Genomic DNA, 22,225 nt, shown 5'->3' on the forward strand with positions numbered 1-22,225 from the left:
AAATCTGCATAGTATTTATAAGGTGGCGTATAGAAATGAAAATTGAATACATAGCTTTCAACAGAGTTAGTCATGAAGAAATGGACAATAGTGTTAATAAAGTAAAAAAATTCATTAAGATTAATTTAAGCCATAAATATAAATATGAATTTGAGTTTGAAAATAAGATAATAAATCAAATTGAAAAAACATTTAATACAGAAGGATTCTTTGGAGAAAATATATGTAGTTTATTAGGGGTTATAGGTGAAAATGGAAGTGGAAAAACTAGATTAATTCATGATTTGATTTCATTGTTAGAAAATCCAAATAATGATTTTTTTAATTATATTATAGTTTTTAATAAAAATGATCAACTATATTATCTTTCTAATATTGAATACATAAAATATAATTTCAAAATCTCAAAATATAGTAAAAAGAAGGTGGATTTACAGTTATTAAAAGCTCTATATTCTAAAGTAGTAGATGCAAACAATAGCCACATAGGAGGCAAGCATACTTTAGATTTAACAAGTAATAGTGAAGTATTTACTGAAGGATTAACTCAAACTGATTTTCAACATAAAAATGCTTTTAATCAGATAAAACTAGTATCAGAATATAATGATCTATTAAATATTAATAATCAAGGGTATGTAAAAATTCCAGATGCTATTAATATATTCTCAAATTTAAAAGTCTTAGAAAATAATGATTATACAAAGTTAGTGGAGTCATCCTTACTGATAGATTCATTATTAACATCTTTACTAATAGATAAGAAATTTAAATATAATAGTTTTGAGGATTTTAAAGATACAAAAATAATAAAAAATAAAGAAATAATAAAAGAAGATGAAAAAACAAAAAAAGATAGAGTTGTTGAAGAATATGAAGAATTTATCAGAATTCCATTTAAAGTGTTAGGTGAATCTTTTTCAAGAACTAAAGTCAAAGAATTTGAAATAAGATACAAAAAAAGTTCTTTAAAAAGTAATTTTAAGCGATTACAGATATTGAAGGATATTTTTGATAGCATATGTGAAAAAATGTTAATGAATATTTTATCGTATTTTCCAAAGAAATATAAAATGGATTCACGTGGATTTAATCCATATACTCTTTATGAAGAGGAAAACCTATTAATAGATATAAACAAATTCGGTGAACAGATAAAAGAGGCATTTGAAGATATGGAATACTTATCATCAAAATTTTATTTTGAAAATGAAGCAAATGTTCAAGATTTTGAATTCGGAGATGAGGAAGAGCAAAGGGAATTAATAGAGAGTATTAAACCTAACCTAAAATCAATTTTTAAAGAATATTATATAAATCAATTAGAGTTTAAACTCGATAAAGATAATTATCCAATAGTTACTTTTAAATGGGAAGAGAATTTAAAGCAATTTTTTAAGCATATTGAATATTTATTTATAAATATATTAAAGAGAAACTTGTATATACTACCTTATGAAACAGAAATATATGAAGAGAATCTATATTTAGATTTTGAAGATAGACTTAAAGAAGAGTTTCCCATTGGTTTTGACGAAATTGAAGAGGTTAATGAAGAGAAAATAAAAAAATATCAAATTAGGAACTTAATTAAAAGATTTAAGAGAGTTTTAAAGGACTATATTAAACAACAATTTTTATTTATAGATATTCAAATGACGACTATTGTTAATTTACTACAAAAATCAAGAGTTTCAAATATAAACTCTTTTGTTAATGTAGAAATTTCAGTTTACTCTAAAGAATTGAAAGAATATTTAGGGTTATTCGGTAATTCTTTTGACAAATCTTTACTGCTATTTTCATGGAGGAATATGAGTAGTGGGGAGATAGCTATATTAAATATGTTGAGTAAAATAAAGGAAATAAAGGATTATATTTTAAGTAGTGAGTTAAAAGTAGAAAAATCTAATAATTATACAAGGGACATAGGGTATAGGAATTTAATGTTGTTTGTTGATGAAGGCGATTTATATTTACATCCTCAATGGCAAAAGAAGTTTTTGAAAATTTTCCTTAAGGCTACAGAAAGAATATTAGGCGATATAAATATACATATCATTTTAACTACCCATTCACCTTTTATTATTTCCGATATTCCCAAGGAAAATGTTTTACTATTAAATCATTCGGCTGAAAATAAAGATTATTTTTCAGAAGGAACTTTTGGAGCAAACATTAACGAACTTTTAGCTAATCAATTTTTCATACAAGATGGATTGGTTGGAGAATTTGCTAAGGCGAAAATTAATGATGTAGTTAATATATTATTAGAAGCCAGGGATGATGAATCATTAGAAAATATATATTTAAATAAGAAATACTACCAGGACTTTATAGATATTATTGCAGAACCGTTAATAAAGCAAAATGTTATGGAGATTTTTAATTCTAAAATTATGGAGTACGAACTAAAACTTGATCCTTTAATTATACAAATCAAAAAAAAGGAAGACGAGTTAAATAAATTGATGTCTATGTGGGAGTTGAAAAAAAATGAAAAGACTAATAATTAATGCTGATTTAAGTTTTAGACATATTCAATTCTTAAAAAAAACATATGTGAAAAGACCTAAACAGAAGTACTATAAATCGTTATATTCTAGGTTGTATCATTATCAAGTTAACCATAATAAGTTTTTAGTAGGTATTAATAAAAAATCCATAGATAAAATGGTTGATTATTTATTGGAATATTACGATAAAATAATTTTATCGAAACCATCAAAACTAATTGAGATTGAAAATGGATTTGAAAATTTAGTTTTTTCTGAAGGTATCACTTCTGCAATTCAATTAAAAAGCATAAATGAATTTTTAACTTATATATTTGATTATGAAGTGTTTTCTAAAACTGAAAATAAGTTTTGGAACCCACTAGAATTTACAAAAAGTTTAAATATATCAGTGTGTCCATTTTGTAATGCCCAGTATACATTCACCCAAGGAGTTATTGAAAAATCTAATAATATAAAATTTAAAATTAGACCAGATTTAGATCACTTCTTTGTGCAAAAAAAACACCCTATGTTAGCCTTATCAATTTATAATTTAGTACCATCATGTAGCATATGCAATTCAAAACTTAAAGGAGAAAAGGATGGTTCTCTTGATAAAACTATTCATCCATATCTAGAAAGTATAGACGAGATTACATATTTTAAAAGAATTATATCAACGAAAAATAGAGATGGTGACCCGTATGCCCAAATCCTTGGTTTTGATAATGGATATAAATTAGAGCTTAAAGAAAAGGATGTTAAGCATAGAGATAAAGTATGCGGATTTGAATCTGTATATAGATTAGGAATGAGATACGAACCATATAAGGAAATAATAAGTCGAAGTATTAAAAAGTCAATGTTATATACAGATACATATATTGTTTCACTAGATAACGCTTATGGTTTTTTTAATAAGAAAAAAATAACTAAAGAATTTTATAATGATGATATAAATAATGATCTCTTATCCAAAGTTAAAAATGATATATTCAAATATGAAATTTTCCCTCTTCTTAATAGTGAATTTAAAAAGAAAGAGGAAGAGAAAAAGAACTAATTATTTTACTAGTAATTGTATGTAGTTTATTAGCGTTTTTTAATAACCCCTTATTCTTTGAATTTGAATGAAACTTTTTTTGTCTAAAAAAATGAAGAGAAATAATATGAAATTTTTCATCATGTTTTTACCACTTCTAATTTTAAAACAACATTATGTATAGTGTTGTTTTTTTATTTTATTAACAATAAGATAGACAATTTGAAGGAAGAATGAACAGCAAGAAACGTATATAAGTTTGAGATTTTAAATTTAATGAAGTTAGAAAAAAAGAATAGATAAATAGGGTGGTTTTTATATTTTTTTGTTTTCTATTAAGTTGTAATTCAATGCAAATGTCAGTATGGTACAAGGACAAGTTGAAGCTTATCGTATTGACGAAAAAAAGTATCCAACAACAATTGAAATGTTGGAGGACGCAAAGTATTTAAAGCAAGATACAAATGCGTGTACCGGAAAAAAGATTCAAATCTCGGATGGAGAAGTTTCTACAATAGATGAATAACAAAGAAGCTGGATTTACGTTCGTCGAATTGTTACTAGTACTTACTGTTACGATGATAATTTGTTCTTTAAGCTTGGTACTAGGCAAAGCAAAGTTGGATGAACGAATGGCTAATCAGTTTTTATATCAATTAATGCTTGATATTGAACAGGTGCAGAGTGAGTCGATTGGTAGCGGGATTATTTCATATCTGGAATTTATAGATGATGGAAAGAAATACAGGGCATATACGTTGGTAGATTCAGAAGGGGGAGGTAATTCCCCCCTTAATACTAGACGATATTATCTTACACGAGAACTACCAGAGGGAGTTACTTATAGTTACAACAGTCCATTACGTCAGATTAAAATTGATTCTCAAGGTACATTCTCAAGTTTTGGTACATTGGTTTTTTTAACACCAACTGGGAATAAATCACTTATTATTAATATCGTTAAAGGGAGGATGAAAATTGTGGAATGACAAAGGGAACTCATTACCAGAAACATTACTAACTCTAGTTATTATTTTGACGATATTCGGAACTCTTTTACCAGCATTGCAAATGATGAAAGTTACTTTAAGTGATAAGAAAATGGCGCTGTACGCAGCTGAAACAGCTTACCAAGCTTCTCAACGTGTCGAGCAGGGGGAGCAGCTCCAAGGTAGTCGAACTGTAGAAAATATTAACTATCGATGGTATTTCACGAATAATGAAGTATGCGTATTTTATGAAAACTTAAAAGGACAACAGCAAAAATGTATTCGGCCATAAAAAGTCTGATAGAAAATCGCTCTGGCTATACATTAGCGGATGCCCTTTTGCAACTGATGGTCCTTATACTTTTTTCGCAGTTATTTATGATCTTCTATCCTTGGTATGAAGAGTCAAATAGATCTTTTCATCAACGTCAGGAAATTGAATGGGAGCTATTTACGTATGATTTGCAATCGTATTTGTTGGATATAAAAACTATTGGCATAGGTGCAAATGCAAACTTACACATTGGAAAGGATAATCGAAGTCTCGCTATTAATAGGTCTAGTGCTGTAGTACGTATGCAAAAGGAAGGGCAAGGAAGTGAGCCTATGCTGATGAATGTTTATGAAATACAGTTTTTTATTGATGTAAATCGTACAACTCTAACAACAAAAGTATTGTTTACTAATGGCTTAAGGAAGGAGAAAGACTTTGTTATTTCGTATGTTAAAGAGTGAAAAAGGAATGCTTCTTCCAATAGCGATGATTCTATTGTTTTTTTGTACGAGTTACCTTTTGAGCACTGTGATGTCTTATGAATCTCATTTTCGAACGTATAATTCATTGGAATCGGCGTATGTTCGTGCTACTATAAATAAAATACAAGAAATTGAAAATAGCACAGAGTAACAGTCGTCGTTGATGAGAAGGTGAAAAAATGAGAAAAGTATATTTAGTAGGGTTTATGGGTTGTGGTAAAAGCGCAATTGGTAGACGTTTAAGCTACTATCTGAAAATGCCCTACTATGATATGGACCAAGAAATTGTAAGAAGAGAGAAAATGACGATTCCTGAAATATTTGAAAAATATGGAGAAGAGCACTTTCGTCAACTGGAGACGGATTTTTTACGGAATTTCCGAGATGAGTTTTGCATCATTTCAACAGGTGGTGGTGTAGCGATGAATCCTCAAAATCGTAGAATAATGCGTCAAACTGGACTAGTCCTTTTTTTAGATGCGACATTTCCAGATATTTGGAAGAGAATCCATAAAGATAAAAACCGTCCAATCGTCCAACGTTCTACAAAACAAGAATTAGAAGATTTATTTTATAAACGCCGAAAATTTTATAGAGAAGCTACACATATCACAATTCGAACAGAAAACCGTTCACTAAAACAGATTGTTGAATATACTGCTTTTCAAATAAAACGTCTGAAAGGCGAATGAAATACGTAATCTTTCTAGTTAATGTTCGTCTATAAAGTATTTTATAAAAGTTATTGCATGATACCCCTATTCAATGTTAGGATATAGACGAGACGTATTGTTATAGAACAATGACATGGAAATACTACCAAGATTCCATCTTGGGCGGATGATTGTACGGGGAGAGAACGTCTGGAGACGTCGCCGAAGGAGCAAATAACAAAAGTTATGAATCTCTCAGGCAAAAAGACTCGTACGGGACGCAACTCTGGAGAGAGCTGTATGGATTACAGCCACCAAAGAGGACAGCCGTAATGGTAAAACTTTCAGGTGCATGGACAGAGAATCCTAATTATAGGATTTCTCTGTCCATTTTTTTATGTCCTGAACAAATGAGGAGGAAGATTAGTGGCTAATGAATTAAAAAGAACGCCGTTATTCGAAGAGTATTCGAAGTATGGTGGGAAAACAATTGATTTTGGTGGTTGGGAATTGCCTGTTCAATTTTCTTCTATTAAAGCCGAGCATGAAGCAGTTCGAACAAAAGCTGGACTATTTGATGTATCTCATATGGGTGAAATCTTCGTTGAAGGTTCAGAAAGTTTAGCTTATTTGCAAAAGCTTGTTACTAATGATGTATCGAAAATTGCCATTAACCAAACGCAGTATACTGCAATGTGCTATGAAAATGGTGGCGTTGTAGATGACTTACTCACTTATAAATTAGCAGAAGATCGTTATTTATTAATCGTTAATGCGTCGAATATTGAAAAAGACTTTGAGTGGATGAAAACGTTAGTGTCAGGTGATGTGAAGTTAACAAATGCATCAGATGAATACGGTCAATTAGCATTACAAGGGCCACTTGCAGAAAAAGTATTACAAACATTAACTGAAACACCGTTACAAGACATTAGACCATTCCGTTTAGAACAAAATGTAACGATTGCGGGTTATGACACACTTATATCACGCACTGGTTACACAGGTGAAGACGGCTTTGAGATTTATGCAGCACCTGAAGCAATCATTGCTTTATGGGGCAAAATCTTAACAGCAGGAGAAGTTGATGGCGTTGTTCCTTGTGGTTTAGGTTCACGTGATACATTACGCTTTGAATCTTGTTTACCGCTATACGGTCAAGAATTATCAAAAGATATTTCACCACTTGAAGCGGGCATTAATTTCGTTGTGAAATTAAATAAAGAAGTAGATTTCGTTGGTAAATCGACATTACAAGCTCAAAAGGAAAATGGCGTACCACGTAAAAGTATCGGTATCGAAATGATTGATAAAGGTATTCCACGTCACGGTTATCCAGTCTTTAAAGGTGATACTCAAATTGGTGAAGTAACAACTGGTACACAATCACCATTAACAAAACGTAATATCGGTTTAGCACTAATCGATAGTGAGTATGCGGAGCTTGGGCAAGAGCTTGAGATTGAAATCCGTAACCGTCGCTTAAAAGTGGTTACTACTGCAACACCATTTTATAAACGCCAAAAATAATTTTCATGAAGAGAGGGTTTTTTCGAATGAAGCATCGGTACTTACCTATGACTGAGCAAGATCAAAAAGAAATGCTAAATGTAATTGGCGTCTCTAATGTTGATGAATTATTCTCAGACATCCCAGAAAAAGTTCGTTTTAAAGGAAACTACAACATTAAACCTGCAAAATCTGAATCAGCATTATTAAAAGAGTTAGCACAACTTTCTAAACAAAATGCAAATAGCGATGAATATGCATCATTCTTAGGTGCTGGAGTTTATGATCACTATAAACCAGTCATTGTTGACCACGTTATTTCACGTTCAGAATTCTATACGGCTTACACACCTTACCAACCAGAAATTTCACAAGGTGAATTACAAGCTATTTTCGAATTTCAAACAATGATTGCAGAACTAACAGGTATGGATTTAGCAAACTCATCTATGTATGATGGTGGGACAGCTCTTGCTGAAGCTGGTATGCTTGCAGCAGCACATACTCGTCGTAAAAAGCTATTAGTTTCTGGTGCGGTTCATCCAGTTTCACATGATGTAGTTAAAACATATGCTCTTGGTCAATCGATTGAAGTAGTAAATGTTCCTTTAAAAGATGGTGTCACTGATCTTGATGCGTTAAAAGAATTAATCGATGCAGATACAGCTGCCGTGATGGTTCAATATCCTAACTTCTACGGTCAAGTAGAGAACGTACAAGCAATTGCAGACTTAATCCACGATGCAAAAGGCTTATGTATCGTATCTTCTAACCCATTAGCACTTGGTATTCTAACACCTCCAGGTAAAATGGGTGCGGATATTACTGTCGGGGATGCTCAACCTTTCGGTATTCCAGAAAGCTTTGGCGGACCACACTGTGGTTACTTCGCTGTTACAAAAAAATTAATGCGAAAAGTACCTGGTCGTTTAATTGGTGAAACAATTGATGACGAAGGTCGTCGCGGTTATGTATTAACTTTACAAGCACGTGAGCAACATATTCGTCGTGAAAAAGCGACTTCTAATATTTGTTCAAACCAAGCTTTAAATGCACTTGCAGCTTCAGTTGCAATGACAGCTCTAGGTAAAAAAGGTGTGCAAGAAATTGCTACTCAAAACATTTTAAAAACACACTATGCTAAAGAAGCTTTTGAAAAAGCAGGTTTCACTGTAGCTTATAAAGGCGCACATTTCAACGAGATCGTTGTGAAGTGTAATACATCTGTTTCTACTATTAATAAGGAACTTTTTGAAAAAGGCATTATTGGCGGCTTTGATTTAGGTAAAGTAGATGCAGCACTTGAAAACCATGCACTAATTGCTGTTACTGAACAACGTACGAAAGAAGAAATCGATGCACTTGTGCAAGAAATGGGGGCTCTCCATGCATAACGACAATCAACCACTTATTTTTGAACTTTCAACAGAAGGTCGCGTAGGATATAGTTTATCAGAGCTTGATGTACCAGCAGTAGATTTAGCTGCTATCTTACCAAACGAATTTATTCGTACAGAAGAAGCGGGACTACCTGAAGTATCAGAACTTGATATTATGCGTCATTATACTGCGCTCTCTCGCCGTAATCACGGTGTAGATTCAGGTTTCTACCCACTTGGTTCTTGTACAATGAAATATAACCCGAAAATTAATGAATCAGTTGCACGTTTTGCAGGATTTGCTAATATTCACCCTTTACAAGATGAGTCCACTGTTCAAGGTGCACTTGAGTTAATGTATGATTTACAAGAGCATTTAATCGAGATTACTGGTATGGATGAAGTAACGCTTCAACCAGCTGCTGGTGCACATGGTGAATGGACTGCATTAATGATGATTCGTGCATTCCACGAAGCAAACGGTGACTTCCAACGTACGAAAGTACTTGTGCCAGACTCTGCTCACGGTACTAACCCAGCATCAGCAACAGTTGCAGGTTTTGATACAGTAACTGTGAAGTCTGATGAAAACGGTCTTGTAGATTTAGAGGATTTACGCCGCCTAGTTGGGGATGATACAGCAGCGCTTATGTTGACTAACCCAAATACATTAGGTCTTTTTGAAGAACATATTCTAGATATCGCTGAAATCGTTCACTCGGTTGGCGGTAAAGTATATTATGATGGTGCAAACTTAAATGCGGTTATGTCTAAAGCACGTCCTGGTGATATGGGCTTTGACTGCGTTCACTTAAACTTACACAAAACTTTCACTGGTCCTCACGGTGGTGGTGGTCCTGGTTCAGGTCCAGTTGGCGTAAAGGCAGACTTGATTCCGTACCTTCCAAAACCTGTTTTAGTGAAAACAGAAGAAGGTTATCATTTCGATTACGACCGTCCACAATCAATTGGTCGCGTGAAGCCATTCTATGGTAACTTTGGTATTAATGTTCGTGCATATACTTATATCCGTTCAATGGGTCCAGATGGTCTTAAAGCAGTAACTGAAAATGCAGTAATTAATGCAAACTATATGATGAGAAGATTAGAGCCATACTTTGATCTACCTTACAACCGTCATTGCAAGCATGAATTTGTATTAAGTGGAAGCCGCCAGAAAAAACTAGGCGCTCGTACACTTGATATGGCAAAACGACTGTTAGACTTTGGCTACCATCCACCAACAACTTACTTCCCATTAAATGTGGAAGAAGGTTTAATGATTGAACCAACTGAAACAGAATCAAAAGAAACATTAGACGCTTTCTGTGACGCAATGATTCAAATTGCTAAAGAAGTAGAAGAAACACCAGAAGTAGTACAAAATGCACCACATACAACTGTTATTGGCCGTCTTGATGAAACAAGAGCAGCACGTAACCCAGTTTTACGATACGAAAGAGAAACAGTAGAAGTATAATATATTCGTATATTGAAAACCTCTAGCACTTTGCTAGAGGTTTTCTCATGATTTGTATATAAATAGCTTAATGAAAAGATCATGTTAGTTATGGAAAAAATCGCTTGGACATAGACAGATGACTTTAAAATTGCTATGCTAACATAAATGCAGTATGAATCAATGTGTGAAAAAAGGGGAGTTTTCATGGCTTACTTTAAAAGTATCAATGATACAACTAATGATCAAAATGACTTACTAAAATCCTTAAAAGAGGATTATCAAGAATATACGGTTGACGAATTAATTTCTGAATTGTACATAAAGCAACAAAAAGAACAAAGTACGTTAATCTATTTCACTCCAGATGCGCATACAAAGGCGCTAATGGAATACGAAAAGAAAATCATTTATGATTTGCTACATAAACATGGTTTAACAAATCTACAAATTTTACAAGAAATCAATAAGCAAAAAACTGTTATAGATTAAAACAGTAAGTATAGAATTCAAACCTGTTTACTGCATATGAAACCTCTTATATTAAGTAATGCAATATAATTATCTCATTACTAATATAGGAGGACTTGACATGAAATAATAGATTAAAAGAATTAGATACTTATGGATTTTGATTGTAAGGGGGAAGCACCTAATGTCAATCAATAAAATAGATGAATATTGGCATACATATGCTAAAGAAAATGAATTAGATATGACGACTCCAGAGTCATGGATGTTTGGAGATGGTTCCAAAGAAATGGCGGATGATTTAGGGAGTTTAGTTGTGAATGGTAGCAAAACAGCAACATGTGCTGCTCATTGTGTATATGAACTTGAAAAAGAAAAAATTCAAAAAGTTGGACAGTACGATATTGTATTAGATGGTAACAATGAACCTCTAGCAATAATAAAATATACAAAAATCGAATTGGTGAAAATGAATGAAGTAACAAGTGATTTTGCAAAGGCTGAAGGTGAAGGAGATTTATCCTATGATTATTGGTATCGGGAGCATGTAAAATTTTTCACTTGGGAGCTCAATCAGTATGATCTTACCTTTAACTCTGACCTATTGCTTGTTTGTCAAACTTTTAAGGTAATGGATGTTTATCAAAATCAGGTATAAATAAGAAAAATTAGAACTATTTTGCGAAGATATTAAATGTTATTTTAAAAAAATACACTCCCAGAGATTGAGTCAACCAATCTCTAGGAGTGTATTTTTTTAGAACCCTATATTTACTTCATTTCTTTCCCATTCATTTCGGAAGGCTTTTTTACGTTGTTTTTGTAAATCTTTAATACATTTCTCGTAATCGAGTTTTTTATCATAATGCCAATTTAGAGCAACTGACATATATAACTCATTAAGTTGTGACATAGAAAGTTCTTTTGAAAGTTTAGCAGCATCTATTAGCTCGTCTTCTGAGAATATATGCTGAATATCTAATTTGCGTAAATATGTAGCACGTATTTCAGTTGTAGGATTCATAATCTCGTATGCTCGATCAAACCTTCCTGCACGGTTGATTAAAGCTGGATCGATGCGGTCAGGATAATTGGTCGTACCAATTAAAAAAATACCTTCACGTGATTGAGCTCCGTCTAGTGTATTTAAAAATAATGAACGTGTATATTCGGGCATAGAATCTATATCTTCAATAACGAGTATTGCTGGAGCTAAACTTGTTACCATACGGAAGACCTCTTCAATGGACTCGCTTGATGTATGCTCAGTAATTTGCCAATACACAACAGGAGCTGTTACAGAACCTGTAATGGACTTTACAAGCGTAGTCTTTCCGTTTCCTGGTGAGCCATATAATAAGATTCCTCTTTTATAAGGAAGGCCGTAATGTTTAAAGAAATTGCCACCCTCCTTGAAAAACTCATCAATCGAACGGAAAATCTCTTGCTTAAGTGAAGGTTCTAAGAAAACATCTTCTCGTGTAATTTGCTTACCTTCGCCGTAACTCCGTCGTTTAATACCATCATGAACATCAACTAAGTAGGTAACAGTTTCCATCAACATTTGACGTAACTGTTCTTGAACAGCTTCGATAAAATTCATCATTTTCTCCGCACTTGTTGTAAAATAGAAAAACTCTGGCCATTCTGAATCGGAGCGGAATACAGGGATTTGTGTAATGGCTACTTCATAATCAGGAAAGTAGATTAAAGAATTACTAAATGTCTTAATTGATTTTAGCTGATTATCTAATTGATCTTCTGAGACAGAATTTAAAACAATGCTAGGTAATGAGGCATATATATAACTCAAATTTTCATAGCGGATTAATTCCTTTTCCATCATTTCTAGTAAATGATGATGAAATTGTGAATTATTTAGTTCGACAGTCACACCACGAAAATTAGCAGGGTGTACTTCATTTAGTTTTTTTGAGATGCGCTCAAAGACCGCTGATACATCTGCATAGTTAGGGATGTCTTGTCGCAAATCTTCGTGAAATGTATATAAGAATTTTGGCATTATATCCTCCTTTATGGACGTTATTAATTTATAGAATATATAATTAAGAAAAAATAGAGTCATTTCTGTTATAAATAGAAATGACTCTTTTTTATTTGCAACGCAATCAAATTATTTCACTTTGATTTTGCCTGTCCAATTTTTGTATCCACCTTGTAATTGGTATACTTGATCGTAGCCTTTTTTCTTTAATAACATAGCAGCACGTGCACTACGTCCAGCATTTTGGCAGTACAAGTAAACAGGTTTGTCTGGGCGAATTTCTTTATAGCGTTGACGAAGTTGTGAGGTTGGGACGTTACGAGCGCCTAGAATATGACCACCATCAAATTCTTTTGGCTCACGCACATCTATTAATTGTGCTTTACGATAACCTTCAATAAATTCTTCTTGTGTTAAAGTTGTAACTGCTTTTTTGAAACGAAGAGCGTTTACTAAAGCGTATACAATCACCACAAATAAAACAATTGCTAATGTATATAACCAACTCAAATCGTCTTACCCCTTTCTATCTACAGTAATATTATAAAAGAACATGTAGCGATAGTCCAATGAGTTTGTTAAAATAGATAAGTTGATTATAAGGAGGAGACCAAATGAAAACAACATGGTATTTTATTAATTCAGGTCCTTGTAGCCCTGCATTCAATATGGCATTAGATGAAGCGCTCCTACATTGGCATAGTAAAGGTTTAATTCCACCAGTAATACGATTTTACGAATGGAATCCAGCAACACTTTCTATTGGATATTTTCAACGTGCTGAAAAAGATATTGATTTTGAACAATTACATAAATTAAATTTAGGATTTGTACGCCGTCCTACTGGCGGTCGTGCAGTCTTACATGAACATGAACTAACATATAGCATCATTGTTAATGAAGACTACCCAGACATGCCTAAAACGGTGACTGAAGCTTATAGAGTATTAAGCGAAGGCTTATTACTAGGTTTCCGAAACTTAGGGTTAGATGCTTATTTTTCAGTTCCTGATTCAGAAGAAAAACGAGCAGATTTGAAAACTCCGAAGAGCGCGGTATGTTTTGATGCGCCAAGTTGGTATGAATTAGTAGTAGAAGGTAAAAAGGTAGCAGGTAGTGCACAAACGCGACAAGAAGGTGTCATTTTACAACATGGAGCGATATTAATCGATCTCGATGATGAAAAATTGATTTCTCTTTTTAAATTTCCATCGGAAGCTTCAAGAGAGCGTATGCGCAAACATTTACCACAAAAAGCGGTAGCTATTAATCAGTTAGCACAAAAACCTGTCGATGTTGAGACATGTATATCTGCTTTCCGCAAAGGATTTGAGGACGGGTTAGACATTGAACTTGTACCGTACACGTTAACGAAGGAACAAATGGATTTTGTTAATAATTTAGCAAAAACTCGTTATGAAAGTGATGAATGGAATTTTAGAAAATAGTAGTCTTTTTGACTTATTTTAGCTTTGCAAAAATCGAAAAATCGCTTCCAATGTTGTTAAATCAACATTTTGCTCAAAATCACCCTATTTGCTTTTCTTATCAATATATAGTATCGTAATGTCTTGAACAAACACTATATATAGTGTTTAAAGCGCGATCTAAATAGGGAGGCGAATGATAATGGTACTTGCTTCACAGCATCATAATCAGACGATTAATGTACAACAATTAAATAATGATATTCAACAATTTCCACAAGTTCATGCCATCACAGAGGACATGCATATAACACATAAAGGTGTGTCTCGCTTAGTCATGATCGACCGTTATTCTTTTAAAGATACGGAAAAGAAAACGCTAAAAGCAGGGGATTTTGTTGTTTTAACGGTCAAAGCTGACCCTAAATTCCCAGCACGTGGTCTTGGTTATATCGTTTCAATTAATGCAGAAAAGAAAACAGCAGAAGTGCTGATTGAAGCAGATTATAGAAGTGCTATTGATGATGATTCTGAACAACAAACAGGAATTGTCACACGTTCTTTAGACGTTATTGAGAAGCCTCTTGAAGTCTTTTACGAACAAATTGCAAAACGTAATGCAACTGGCCTAGCAGCCGTTGAAAAAACAGAAGAAAAACGCCAAGAATGGTATGAAAAATTCTACGAACAATTAGTGAAGTTAAACTTTATTCCAGCGGGACGTGTTATTTACGGAGCAGGCGCAGGAACAGATGTTACTTACTTTAACTGTTACGTAATGCCATTTGTTGCAGACTCTCGTGAAGGCATTAGTGATCACCGTAAACAAGTAATGGAAATTATGAGTCGCGGTGGTGGTGTAGGTACTAATGGTTCTACATTACGTCCACGAAACACACTTGCTCGTGGTGTCAATGGTAAATCATCAGGATCTGTTTCATGGTTAGATGATATTGCTAAGCTGACTCATCTTGTTGAACAAGGTGGATCACGTCGTGGTGCACAAATGATTATGTTGGCAGATTGGCATCCGGATATTATTGAATTTATTATTTCAAAAATGCAAAACCCTCGTATTTTACGTTTCTTAATCGAAAATACAACGGATGAAACAATCCAACGTCTAGCAAAAGAAAAACTAAAATTCAAACCTTTAACGCAACAAGAAGAAGCGATGTATCAAGGTATTATTAATTATAAAACTATCCCTGGTGTCGGTGGTTTTAATGAAGCCATTATTCGTGATGCTGAGACGAAATTACGTGACGGTGGAACATACAGCGTGCATAACGCTGAATTCCTAACTGGTGCGAATATTTCTGTTACAATCACAAATGAATTCATGGAAGCTGTAGAAGCTGATGCTGAATTTGATTTACGATTCCCAGCTGTCGAATCATATAATGCTGAAGAAATGAAAATCTATAACGATACATGGCATGAAGTTGGCGATGTTCGTGAATGGGCTGAAATGGGCCATGCTGTACGTACTTACCGTAAAGTAAAAGCACGTGAACTTTGGAACTTAATCAATATCTGTGCAACTTACTCAGCAGAACCAGGTATTTTCTTCATCGACAACGCAAACGATATGACAAATGCAAAAGCATACGGTCAAAAAGTTGTAGCAACAAACCCATGTGGAGAACAACCACTTGCGCCGTATTCAGTTTGTAACTTAGCAGCTGTAAACTTAGCGCAATTTGCTCAAAAAGATACGAAAACAGTGGACTTTGAAGCGTTGAAAGAAACAGTTCGTGTCGGAGTACGTATGCAAGATAACGTAATCGATGCTACTCCTTATTTCCTTGAAGACAACAAAGTACAAGCATTAGGCGAACGCCGTGTTGGACTAGGTGTTATGGGAATGGCTGATTTACTTATCTACTGTGAAAAAGAATATGGCTCTGAAGAAGGTAACATCCTTGTTGATGAAATCTTTAAGACGATTGCGACAACAGCATACGAAGCATCTACTGAACTTGCAAAAGAACGAGGTAGTTTCCCATTCCTAACAGGAGAAACAGAATCTGAAACATTAGCACTTCGCAAACGCTTTACAGAAACAGGCTTCATGCAAAAAATGCCTGAACATATCCGTGAAGCAGTACTTGAAGGCGGTATTCGTAACTCGCACCTACTAACTGTAGCTCCTACAGGTTCAACAGGAACAATGGTTGGGGTTTCTACTGGATTAGAACCATACTTCTCATTTACTTACTACCGTAGTGGTCGTCTTGGTAAATTCATTGAAGTAAAAGCTGATATTGTACAAGAATATTTAGCTGCTAACCCAGGTGCAGATGAAGCAAATCTTCCTGAATGGTTTGTAACTGCTATGGAATTAGCTCCAGAAGCACACGCAGATGTACAATGTATTATCCAACGCTGGATTGATAGCTCAATCTCTAAAACAGTAAATGCACCACGTGGTTACACTGTAGATCAAGTACAAAAAGTGTACGAACGCTTATACAATGGTGGCGCTAAAGGCGGTACAGTTTATGTTGATGGTAGCCGTGATTCACAAGTATTAACTCTAAAAGCAGAAGAAAACGTTATGGACGAGGACACTCTACAAGAAGAACAAGTAGCAGAAAAACGTCCAGTTGTTTTAATCGATACTATTCAAGACTTACGCTCAACAAACGTAACAATCGGCTCTGAAGTCGGTAACACATGCCCAGTATGTCGCAAAGGAACAGTTGAAGAACTAGGTGGCTGTAACACATGCACAAATTGCGGTGCACAACTTAAATGTGGTCTTTAATATACTGACTTCTAGCTACTAACGAGCGCAAAGATGGTTATCTAAAATAAAACCATAACAACCATTAAGGACTCCCCTTTCATTAATAGATGAAGAGGGAGTCCTTTCCTTTTGAATGAGGTTTAGTTTTATGAATAGTTCTAGTAATACTTTGACAATAAACTACCTAATGTAAACTTGAAAGAAAGTCGTACCGTTTTAAAGAAAGATATACTGTTTTGAAGAAAGTTATACTGTTTAAAAAAAAGTTGAACCGAAATGTAATTATTTCGGCTTTCCTTATTGAACTAACGGGGCAGAATAGTTGAACAAGGAGGTAATACTTTTTCTGTTTTGAACATCTCTTAATATGGGGGCATATTTAAAAGATGGAGGTTGTTGTGATTTTGAAACTGTTTCAATATAACTGGCAAGTTCGTAATGATTGGTTTACATGGTGCGAAGGCATACCTGATGAAGAACTATTAAAGAAACGGATCGGTGGGTTCGGCAGTATCCTACATACCCTGTTTCACATTGTAGATGTGGAATATATGTGGATCTTAGGTTTGCGAGGTGAACCAGTACCTGAGGAGCCATTGTTTGAGGATTATGCTAGCTTACAAAAAGTGAAAAATCTTTCAGCTCAATACCATGAGAAAGTGAAGCCATTTGTGACATCTTGGACAAATGAAATGGATTCTCGGAAACTTTCAGAAACTGATTTCAATGAAGAACCGATTAGCTCTAGAGACACACCAATCAGGAGCAGAGTCATTGAATGTACACACGGAGAGATCATACGTCATGTCATTGTTCACGAAATCCACCATATCGGCCAGTTATCTATATGGGCACGTGAAATAGGAAAGGAGCCTGTTTCCGCAAACCTGAGAGGAAGGGGGCTATTCGACAATTAGACTACCTTTTCACAAACGGGGGTGATAATTCAATTGTTACTGCAGGTTCTGTTGGTATGAAAATGTTTCTGCTAATACAATAGTGGCGGGAAATCCAGCAAAAGTTCTAAAAAGTATTTAATTCGAGATTTGTTTCTTCTTTAACTAAAGGGTGCTTTAGTAGAAGATCATTGAGCTGTCCATACAGCTCTTTTTTATTCAACTAACGGGGCAGGTTAACGAAAGAAGGAAATTTAAAAAAAGTAAAGAATTTTTATAAAAGGGGTGAAATTATATGGATATACTACTTCAAAAATTACAAAGATTTGGCGTGCATTACATAAAAGGTGATAATGTAATCATTTTAGAAATTTTAGAGAATAGACATAATCAAGCTACTGAAATAGATACGCTTATAAACGAGCTTTTAACTCAACTAAAAAGCAGTAAACTGAAAAAAGTAAAGTTTGAGTGTCCTAAAACTTTTTTGGATAGCTTAAATTGTACTAGAACTAAAATGGGGATTATTGGTGAAAGGGTTATGTATACGAGATCTTTTACAACACCATTAGATGTATCGATACCAAATTATGAGGTATGGTCAATTTCTGAGAATAATTCTATTTCTTTTTTATCTGAAGTAATGGGTAAAAATTATATTGATACAGAGAAGTTTTTAACCGGAATGAGGATTGAGCTTCCATCACAAGTAGAGAAAATGTATACAGTGTATTTAGTTAATAATGAACCAGTTGGTGTAGTTTTTCCTCATATAGAGCCAAATACAGAAAAAGAAGGTCGCATTTTTTGGATAGGCATTCATCCTGATTTTCTAGGGAAAAGGCTGGGCAAAAACTTACACTTAATAGGATTACACAGATTGAAAGATGAATTTAAGGCAAAGACTTATCTAGGGATGACTCAAGTTGATAATACTCAAATGAGAAATATAATGGTTTCAAACGGTTGCATTCAAAATAAAAATTCAGTAATTTCATTACAACATTCTATTAAAGAATAGATAAGTAGTAATAAGTATGGAGCAGAATTAAAATGAAATTTGTGGAAAAATGCACTTAAACTAACGAACGCTTTTGTAAGAAAATCTCTGAGCTGTTCTGATAGCTCTTTTTCTTATTCAACTAAAGGGGCAGTTAGAAAGGTCCTGGAGGATAAAAATTAGGTAGATTAAGTTTAGAAAAAAGAAGAAAGTAAATACTATTTCTATAGTATTAGAAGAAATTTATACATGAATATTTCCGTGGTAAAATAAAGGCGATACATTATGTGAAATTACAACAACTTTTACGAGGACATACTAAATAAATTTATAGAAATCAGGAGGGTTTATGTGAATATCTTATGGGATTTTGATGGTACTTTATTTGATACATATCCAGCATACACAGAAAATTTATATAAAGTACTAAATGGCACAGTTGCTCGAGAAGATATTTATCGTGAATTGAAGATTTCAGCGACACATGCATTTAATCATTTTAAATTAACAGATGAACAAATAAAAGAAGTTAAAAAGCTTAATCTAGAGTTACCACCAAGTAGGATAAAGCCGTTTCCTGATGTTGAGAAAATTTTGCGATTTGCAAACAAAAATGTCATTATGACACATAAGGAGAGACAACCGGTTCTGGATATTCTCCAATACTATGGTTTTGAAAAATACTTCGTTGAAATTGTGACTGTTGAAAATGGCTATCCACGCAAACCTCACCCAACTTCGTATCAATATTTACATGATAAATATGATTTAGATATCGCGATTGGAGATAGAGAACTCGATTTAATCCCGGCAAAGAAAATTGGACTGGTGAGTTGTATGTATCAGGGGAATTGTGAAGTGGCAGATTTTCAAATAAATGATTATGATGATTTTTTTAAAGTAGTAAAATTAAATAGATAAACGTAATTTTTTATTCCTCACCTATGTGAACATTCATGATAAAATGAAGACAATTTGTTAGGAGTGATCATGTGAGTAATAAAATTGCGGGTATTTTCTTCCCGGCGTTTGCGATGTTAGGTGTTATCGCGATGACATTGACAGGGGCTTTTGGAAATGATGAAGCAAATAAATCCTATTTTCTACTTAGCTTAGTCCTTATTTTCCCATTAACTTTTTTAGTGCAGGGAATTTCATGTGCTTTAAATAATATTAATCCATGGATTGCATTAGCAGTTTCTTATATTGCTTTTATCATTATCCTGTTTACGGTATTAAACAGCTCTGCATGGGGATATGGCTTATATTTTCTTGTATTTTGGATTATTGGTTACTTTGGAGCAAAAGGCATTCAAAAGCTTCGCGCTAATAAAAACAAATAAATCTGTGCAATTTCTGCACAGATTTTTTTAGTTTTTATAGGCATTTGCACAAATTTCTTCACTATGTTTCGCCTTTTTAAAGGTGCGTACAACTAACGGATTCTCTTCGCAAAATTGAATGATTGCTTTATTTTCTTTATGTAGTCCGTAATAATAAGTAATTTGCGGTTCATCTTTAAATCGTAATTGAAATAAGCCGCGATAATAATCTTTGTGTACTACTTGTTTAGGTTCTATGTAACCAGATTTATCGAGAATTAACATTTCTGTCGTAATGTCGTTTCTTTCCATATGTTTTTTTATATGATATTGAACTAAAAGCATCGTATAAGGATTGCCATTTTTAATAATATAAAAATATAAAAAAGACAGACTACTAATAAGTAACAAAAAAGCAGAAATAAGAAAAAGTCTCTTCTTCAATAGAAAGAACCTCCTTTATTAAAATATACCAATTAAAACCATTTGTGTAAATTATCGTTTTGGGAACAACAATAAAAACGCAGAAGAGCTCCTGAGTTCTTCTGCGTTTCTATTAGTTTACTGATATATTTTTTGGGTCTTTCTCGATTTCTAATAATTTATTAAACGAAGCGATAGCGACTTCTACTTGGTCGTCTTTGGGTTCTTTTGTTGTAAGTAATTGAAGCCATAAACCAGGATAACCTAAATAGCGCAGTACTGGTACATTCCGACAAGCATTAGTCCATTGCAATACTTCAAAAGCCACTCCAAGTACAACTGGGATTAATAAGATACGATCCACAATGCGTAACCAAAACGGATCTGTTGGTACTAAGAAGTAGATGAACATACCTACGATAACTGTAAATAACATAAAACTACTACCACATCTGTAGTGTAAACGTGATTGAGCTTGTACATTTTCTACTGTTAAAGGTAGACCGTTTTCATAACAATTTATAACCTTATGTTCAGAGCCGTGGTACTGGAAAACACGTTTAATAAGTGGAGTCAGTGATACAAAATAAATATAACTGAGTAGCAATATTAGTTTGAAACCACTCTCTAACAAAATTTGTGCAGTTTTTCCTGGAAGCCATGTATGGAAAAGCTGTGCCAAGAATACAGGAATCAATGTGAAAATAAATTTACCGAAAAGGAATGAAAGTACGCCAATTGCAGCTACTCCTAAAATCATTTGGAGCTTCGAACCTTCTTCAGTGGATTCTTCAACTTCTTCACCTGGATTGACATCATAGCGATCACCTGCAAATTGTAAATGCTTGGAGCCGTTTGCAGCTGATTCAATAATAGCAACTATCCCTCTAATAAAAGGGATCTTTTTCAGCCTTTGAAGCGCTGGCTTTTTTTCTTTTTTAACATAGAAATACTCTATTGAGTCATCATTACGGCGAATAGCGGATACAGTATGTTCTTTACCGCCCATCATTACGCCCTCAATCAATGCTTGCCCCCCATAAATTGGAGTCTGAGGTTGATCCTTCACTTGCCACACCGCTCTCTTTTTGTATATTCAACTGTTCTTATTGTACTAAAAATTATAAAAAAGCTCTAGGAAAAGAATAGCTTTTGAAAATGAGGCAATGCTTGTAAAAAAGGAGTGTTGTGTTTTGAAAATACATGTCTTGTTTTGGACATCCATTTTAAGTGCCGTGTCGTTCACGGTTTGTTTACGATTACTACAATTATTTTCAATCATTCATTGGAGTCCAATCGGGTGGTCTAAGAGATGGCATTTATTCAGTGGACATATGCCATTATTTAAATGGACAACATTAGCGGTCATGTTGTTTGTTTTAGCAATAGTGATTTATTATTTAAGTGAACTCTGCATTGCTATTCGTGCAGATATAGCGGCGATGGGATTGAGTGTTATTTTTCTATTTGGATTACAGTGGTGGATGTTCGGTACGGTAGAGTTAAAAAAAGTATCGATCCCTATCTTCGTTTTAATCGCCATGCATTTACGTTTTATAGTAGAAACTGCAATGTTCCATAAAAAAGCAGAAAGTTTAGACACCCGAAGTAAAATGCCTTATAATACTGATGTGGTAAAATAAA

At 33.8% G+C, this 22,225-nt stretch carries 23 protein-coding genes and 2 riboswitches; of the genes, 19 read left to right on the forward strand and 4 right to left on the reverse strand.

The window, feature by feature from the left end; all coding sequences use genetic code 11:
* Positions 1-35: 35 nt before the first annotated feature.
* From BK137_RS06310 to BK137_RS06365, 12 genes are all read left to right on the forward strand, one after another.
* The gene (locus BK137_RS06310) at positions 36-2,516 is read left to right on the forward strand and encodes an AAA family ATPase (protein ID WP_038186773.1); all 2,481 of its coding nucleotides are present in this window, start codon (positions 36-38) and stop codon (positions 2,514-2,516) included.
* A complete protein-coding gene (locus tag BK137_RS06315) occupies positions 2,497-3,561 on the forward strand; it encodes a hypothetical protein (protein ID WP_038186771.1) in 1,065 nt (354 codons plus the stop codon). Before BK137_RS06310 ends, BK137_RS06315 begins: the two co-directional genes overlap by 20 nt.
* A gap of 343 nt (positions 3,562-3,904) precedes the next feature.
* On the forward strand, positions 3,905-4,066 hold the full coding sequence (locus tag BK137_RS22220; RefSeq protein ID WP_155981196.1) for a hypothetical protein: 162 nt from the start codon (positions 3,905-3,907) through the stop codon (positions 4,064-4,066).
* Positions 4,059-4,529, forward strand: a complete 471-nt coding sequence (locus BK137_RS06320) for a prepilin-type N-terminal cleavage/methylation domain-containing protein (RefSeq protein ID WP_038186769.1) — start codon at positions 4,059-4,061, stop codon at positions 4,527-4,529. Before BK137_RS22220 ends, BK137_RS06320 begins: the two co-directional genes overlap by 8 nt.
* Positions 4,519-4,821, forward strand: coding sequence for a hypothetical protein (locus tag BK137_RS06325; RefSeq protein ID WP_038186766.1), 303 nt, complete (start codon positions 4,519-4,521; stop codon positions 4,819-4,821). The genes BK137_RS06320 and BK137_RS06325 overlap by 11 nt, the downstream gene beginning before the upstream one ends.
* Positions 4,806-5,264 (forward strand): competence type IV pilus minor pilin ComGF, encoded by a 459-nt coding sequence (gene comGF, locus BK137_RS06330; RefSeq protein ID WP_038186764.1) that lies wholly within the window; start codon positions 4,806-4,808, stop codon positions 5,262-5,264. The genes BK137_RS06325 and comGF overlap by 16 nt, the downstream gene beginning before the upstream one ends.
* Before the next feature lie 200 nt (positions 5,265-5,464).
* Positions 5,465-5,977, forward strand: coding sequence for a shikimate kinase (locus BK137_RS06340; RefSeq protein ID WP_038186762.1), 513 nt, complete (start codon positions 5,465-5,467; stop codon positions 5,975-5,977).
* Between the two features lie 148 nt (positions 5,978-6,125).
* Positions 6,126-6,219: riboswitch (glycine riboswitch) on the forward strand.
* A gap of 3 nt (positions 6,220-6,222) precedes the next feature.
* Positions 6,223-6,300, forward strand: a riboswitch (glycine riboswitch).
* Positions 6,301-6,364: 64 nt separating this feature from the next.
* Positions 6,365-7,468 (forward strand): glycine cleavage system aminomethyltransferase GcvT, encoded by a 1,104-nt coding sequence (gene gcvT, locus BK137_RS06345; protein WP_038186756.1) that lies wholly within the window; start codon positions 6,365-6,367, stop codon positions 7,466-7,468.
* Positions 7,469-7,494: 26 nt separating this feature from the next.
* Positions 7,495-8,841 (forward strand): aminomethyl-transferring glycine dehydrogenase subunit GcvPA, encoded by a 1,347-nt coding sequence (gene gcvPA / locus BK137_RS06350; RefSeq protein ID WP_038186743.1) that lies wholly within the window; start codon positions 7,495-7,497, stop codon positions 8,839-8,841.
* Complete coding sequence (gene gcvPB, locus BK137_RS06355; RefSeq protein WP_038186740.1) at positions 8,834-10,306, forward strand: aminomethyl-transferring glycine dehydrogenase subunit GcvPB; 1,473 nt, start codon at positions 8,834-8,836, stop codon at positions 10,304-10,306. The genes gcvPA and gcvPB overlap by 8 nt, the downstream gene beginning before the upstream one ends.
* 186 nt (positions 10,307-10,492) lie before the next feature.
* Entirely contained in the window at positions 10,493-10,777 is a 285-nt protein-coding gene (locus tag BK137_RS06360) for a hypothetical protein (RefSeq protein ID WP_038186737.1), read from the forward strand.
* A 163-nt stretch (positions 10,778-10,940) separates the two neighbouring features.
* Positions 10,941-11,414, forward strand: coding sequence for an ASCH domain-containing protein (locus BK137_RS06365; RefSeq protein ID WP_081730116.1), 474 nt, complete (start codon positions 10,941-10,943; stop codon positions 11,412-11,414).
* Between the two features lie 99 nt (positions 11,415-11,513).
* On the opposite strand, the gene BK137_RS06370 is transcribed toward BK137_RS06365, so the two are convergent.
* Both BK137_RS06370 and BK137_RS06375 read right to left on the reverse strand, forming a co-directional pair.
* The gene (locus BK137_RS06370) at positions 11,514-12,779 is read right to left on the reverse strand and encodes an ATP-binding protein (RefSeq protein WP_038186735.1); all 1,266 of its coding nucleotides are present in this window, start codon (positions 12,777-12,779) and stop codon (positions 11,514-11,516) included.
* A gap of 111 nt (positions 12,780-12,890) precedes the next feature.
* The gene (locus BK137_RS06375) at positions 12,891-13,271 is read right to left on the reverse strand and encodes a rhodanese-like domain-containing protein (RefSeq protein ID WP_038186732.1); all 381 of its coding nucleotides are present in this window, start codon (positions 13,269-13,271) and stop codon (positions 12,891-12,893) included.
* Positions 13,272-13,375: 104 nt separating this feature from the next.
* On the opposite strand from BK137_RS06375, the gene BK137_RS06380 reads away from it, so the two are divergent.
* The 6 genes from BK137_RS06380 (at position 13,376) to BK137_RS06405 (ending at position 20,179) form a co-directional block, all read left to right on the forward strand.
* On the forward strand, positions 13,376-14,209 hold the full coding sequence (locus tag BK137_RS06380) for a lipoate--protein ligase family protein (protein ID WP_038186729.1): 834 nt from the start codon (positions 13,376-13,378) through the stop codon (positions 14,207-14,209).
* A 175-nt stretch (positions 14,210-14,384) separates the two neighbouring features.
* Positions 14,385-16,958: a vitamin B12-dependent ribonucleotide reductase gene (locus BK137_RS06385; protein ID WP_143690999.1), complete on the forward strand. Its 2,574-nt coding sequence runs from the start codon at positions 14,385-14,387 to the stop codon at positions 16,956-16,958.
* Between the two features lie 383 nt (positions 16,959-17,341).
* Positions 17,342-17,857, forward strand: coding sequence for a DinB family protein (locus BK137_RS06390; protein ID WP_038188196.1), 516 nt, complete (start codon positions 17,342-17,344; stop codon positions 17,855-17,857).
* Between the two features lie 274 nt (positions 17,858-18,131).
* Positions 18,132-18,857 (forward strand): GNAT family N-acetyltransferase, encoded by a 726-nt coding sequence (locus BK137_RS06395; protein WP_038186722.1) that lies wholly within the window; start codon positions 18,132-18,134, stop codon positions 18,855-18,857.
* 330 nt (positions 18,858-19,187) lie between these two features.
* On the forward strand, positions 19,188-19,757 hold the full coding sequence (locus BK137_RS06400) for an HAD-IA family hydrolase (RefSeq protein ID WP_038186719.1): 570 nt from the start codon (positions 19,188-19,190) through the stop codon (positions 19,755-19,757).
* A gap of 71 nt (positions 19,758-19,828) precedes the next feature.
* Positions 19,829-20,179: a hypothetical protein gene (locus BK137_RS06405; RefSeq protein WP_038186717.1), complete on the forward strand. Its 351-nt coding sequence runs from the start codon at positions 19,829-19,831 to the stop codon at positions 20,177-20,179.
* 27 nt (positions 20,180-20,206) lie between these two features.
* Here BK137_RS06405 and BK137_RS06410 read toward each other — a convergent pair whose 3' ends face one another.
* The gene (locus BK137_RS06410) at positions 20,207-20,602 is read right to left on the reverse strand and encodes a DUF3139 domain-containing protein (protein WP_038186714.1); all 396 of its coding nucleotides are present in this window, start codon (positions 20,600-20,602) and stop codon (positions 20,207-20,209) included.
* Between the two features lie 112 nt (positions 20,603-20,714).
* The gene (locus BK137_RS06415) at positions 20,715-21,593 is read right to left on the reverse strand and encodes a DUF1385 domain-containing protein (protein WP_051448794.1); all 879 of its coding nucleotides are present in this window, start codon (positions 21,591-21,593) and stop codon (positions 20,715-20,717) included.
* 181 nt (positions 21,594-21,774) lie between these two features.
* On the opposite strand from BK137_RS06415, the gene BK137_RS06420 reads away from it, so the two are divergent.
* Positions 21,775-22,224, forward strand: coding sequence for a hypothetical protein (locus tag BK137_RS06420; protein ID WP_038186708.1), 450 nt, complete (start codon positions 21,775-21,777; stop codon positions 22,222-22,224).
* The last annotated feature ends 1 nt before the right edge of the window (position 22,225 follow it).

It is taken from the genome of Viridibacillus arenosi (assembly GCF_001955655.1).
GTDB classification, from domain to species: domain Bacteria; phylum Bacillota; class Bacilli; order Bacillales_A; family Planococcaceae; genus Viridibacillus; species Viridibacillus arenosi.

Excerpts from the sequence above, each read along its gene's own strand:
- BK137_RS06385 (WP_143690999.1), top strand. The coding sequence starts at position 14,385 with ATGATAATGGTACTTGCTTCACAGCATCATAATCAGACGATTAATGTA.
- BK137_RS06380 (WP_038186729.1), top strand. The coding sequence starts at position 13,376 with ATGAAAACAACATGGTATTTTATTAATTCAGGTCCTTGTAGCCCTGCA.
- gcvPA (WP_038186743.1), top strand. The coding sequence starts at position 7,495 with ATGAAGCATCGGTACTTACCTATGACTGAGCAAGATCAAAAAGAAATG.
- BK137_RS06395 (WP_038186722.1), top strand. The coding sequence starts at position 18,132 with ATGGATATACTACTTCAAAAATTACAAAGATTTGGCGTGCATTACATA.
- BK137_RS06310 (WP_038186773.1), top strand. The coding sequence starts at position 36 with ATGAAAATTGAATACATAGCTTTCAACAGAGTTAGTCATGAAGAAATG.
- BK137_RS06360 (WP_038186737.1), top strand. The coding sequence starts at position 10,493 with ATGGCTTACTTTAAAAGTATCAATGATACAACTAATGATCAAAATGAC.
- BK137_RS22220 (WP_155981196.1), top strand. The coding sequence starts at position 3,905 with ATGGTACAAGGACAAGTTGAAGCTTATCGTATTGACGAAAAAAAGTAT.
- BK137_RS06315 (WP_038186771.1), top strand. The coding sequence starts at position 2,497 with ATGAAAAGACTAATAATTAATGCTGATTTAAGTTTTAGACATATTCAA.
- gcvPB (WP_038186740.1), top strand. The coding sequence starts at position 8,834 with ATGCATAACGACAATCAACCACTTATTTTTGAACTTTCAACAGAAGGT.
- BK137_RS06365 (WP_081730116.1), top strand. The coding sequence starts at position 10,941 with ATGTCAATCAATAAAATAGATGAATATTGGCATACATATGCTAAAGAA.
- BK137_RS06415 (WP_051448794.1), bottom strand. The coding sequence starts at position 21,593 with ATGATGGGCGGTAAAGAACATACTGTATCCGCTATTCGCCGTAATGAT.
- BK137_RS06370 (WP_038186735.1), bottom strand. The coding sequence starts at position 12,779 with ATGCCAAAATTCTTATATACATTTCACGAAGATTTGCGACAAGACATC.
- BK137_RS06340 (WP_038186762.1), top strand. The coding sequence starts at position 5,465 with ATGAGAAAAGTATATTTAGTAGGGTTTATGGGTTGTGGTAAAAGCGCA.
- comGF (WP_038186764.1), top strand. The coding sequence starts at position 4,806 with ATGTATTCGGCCATAAAAAGTCTGATAGAAAATCGCTCTGGCTATACA.
- BK137_RS06320 (WP_038186769.1), top strand. The coding sequence starts at position 4,059 with ATGAATAACAAAGAAGCTGGATTTACGTTCGTCGAATTGTTACTAGTA.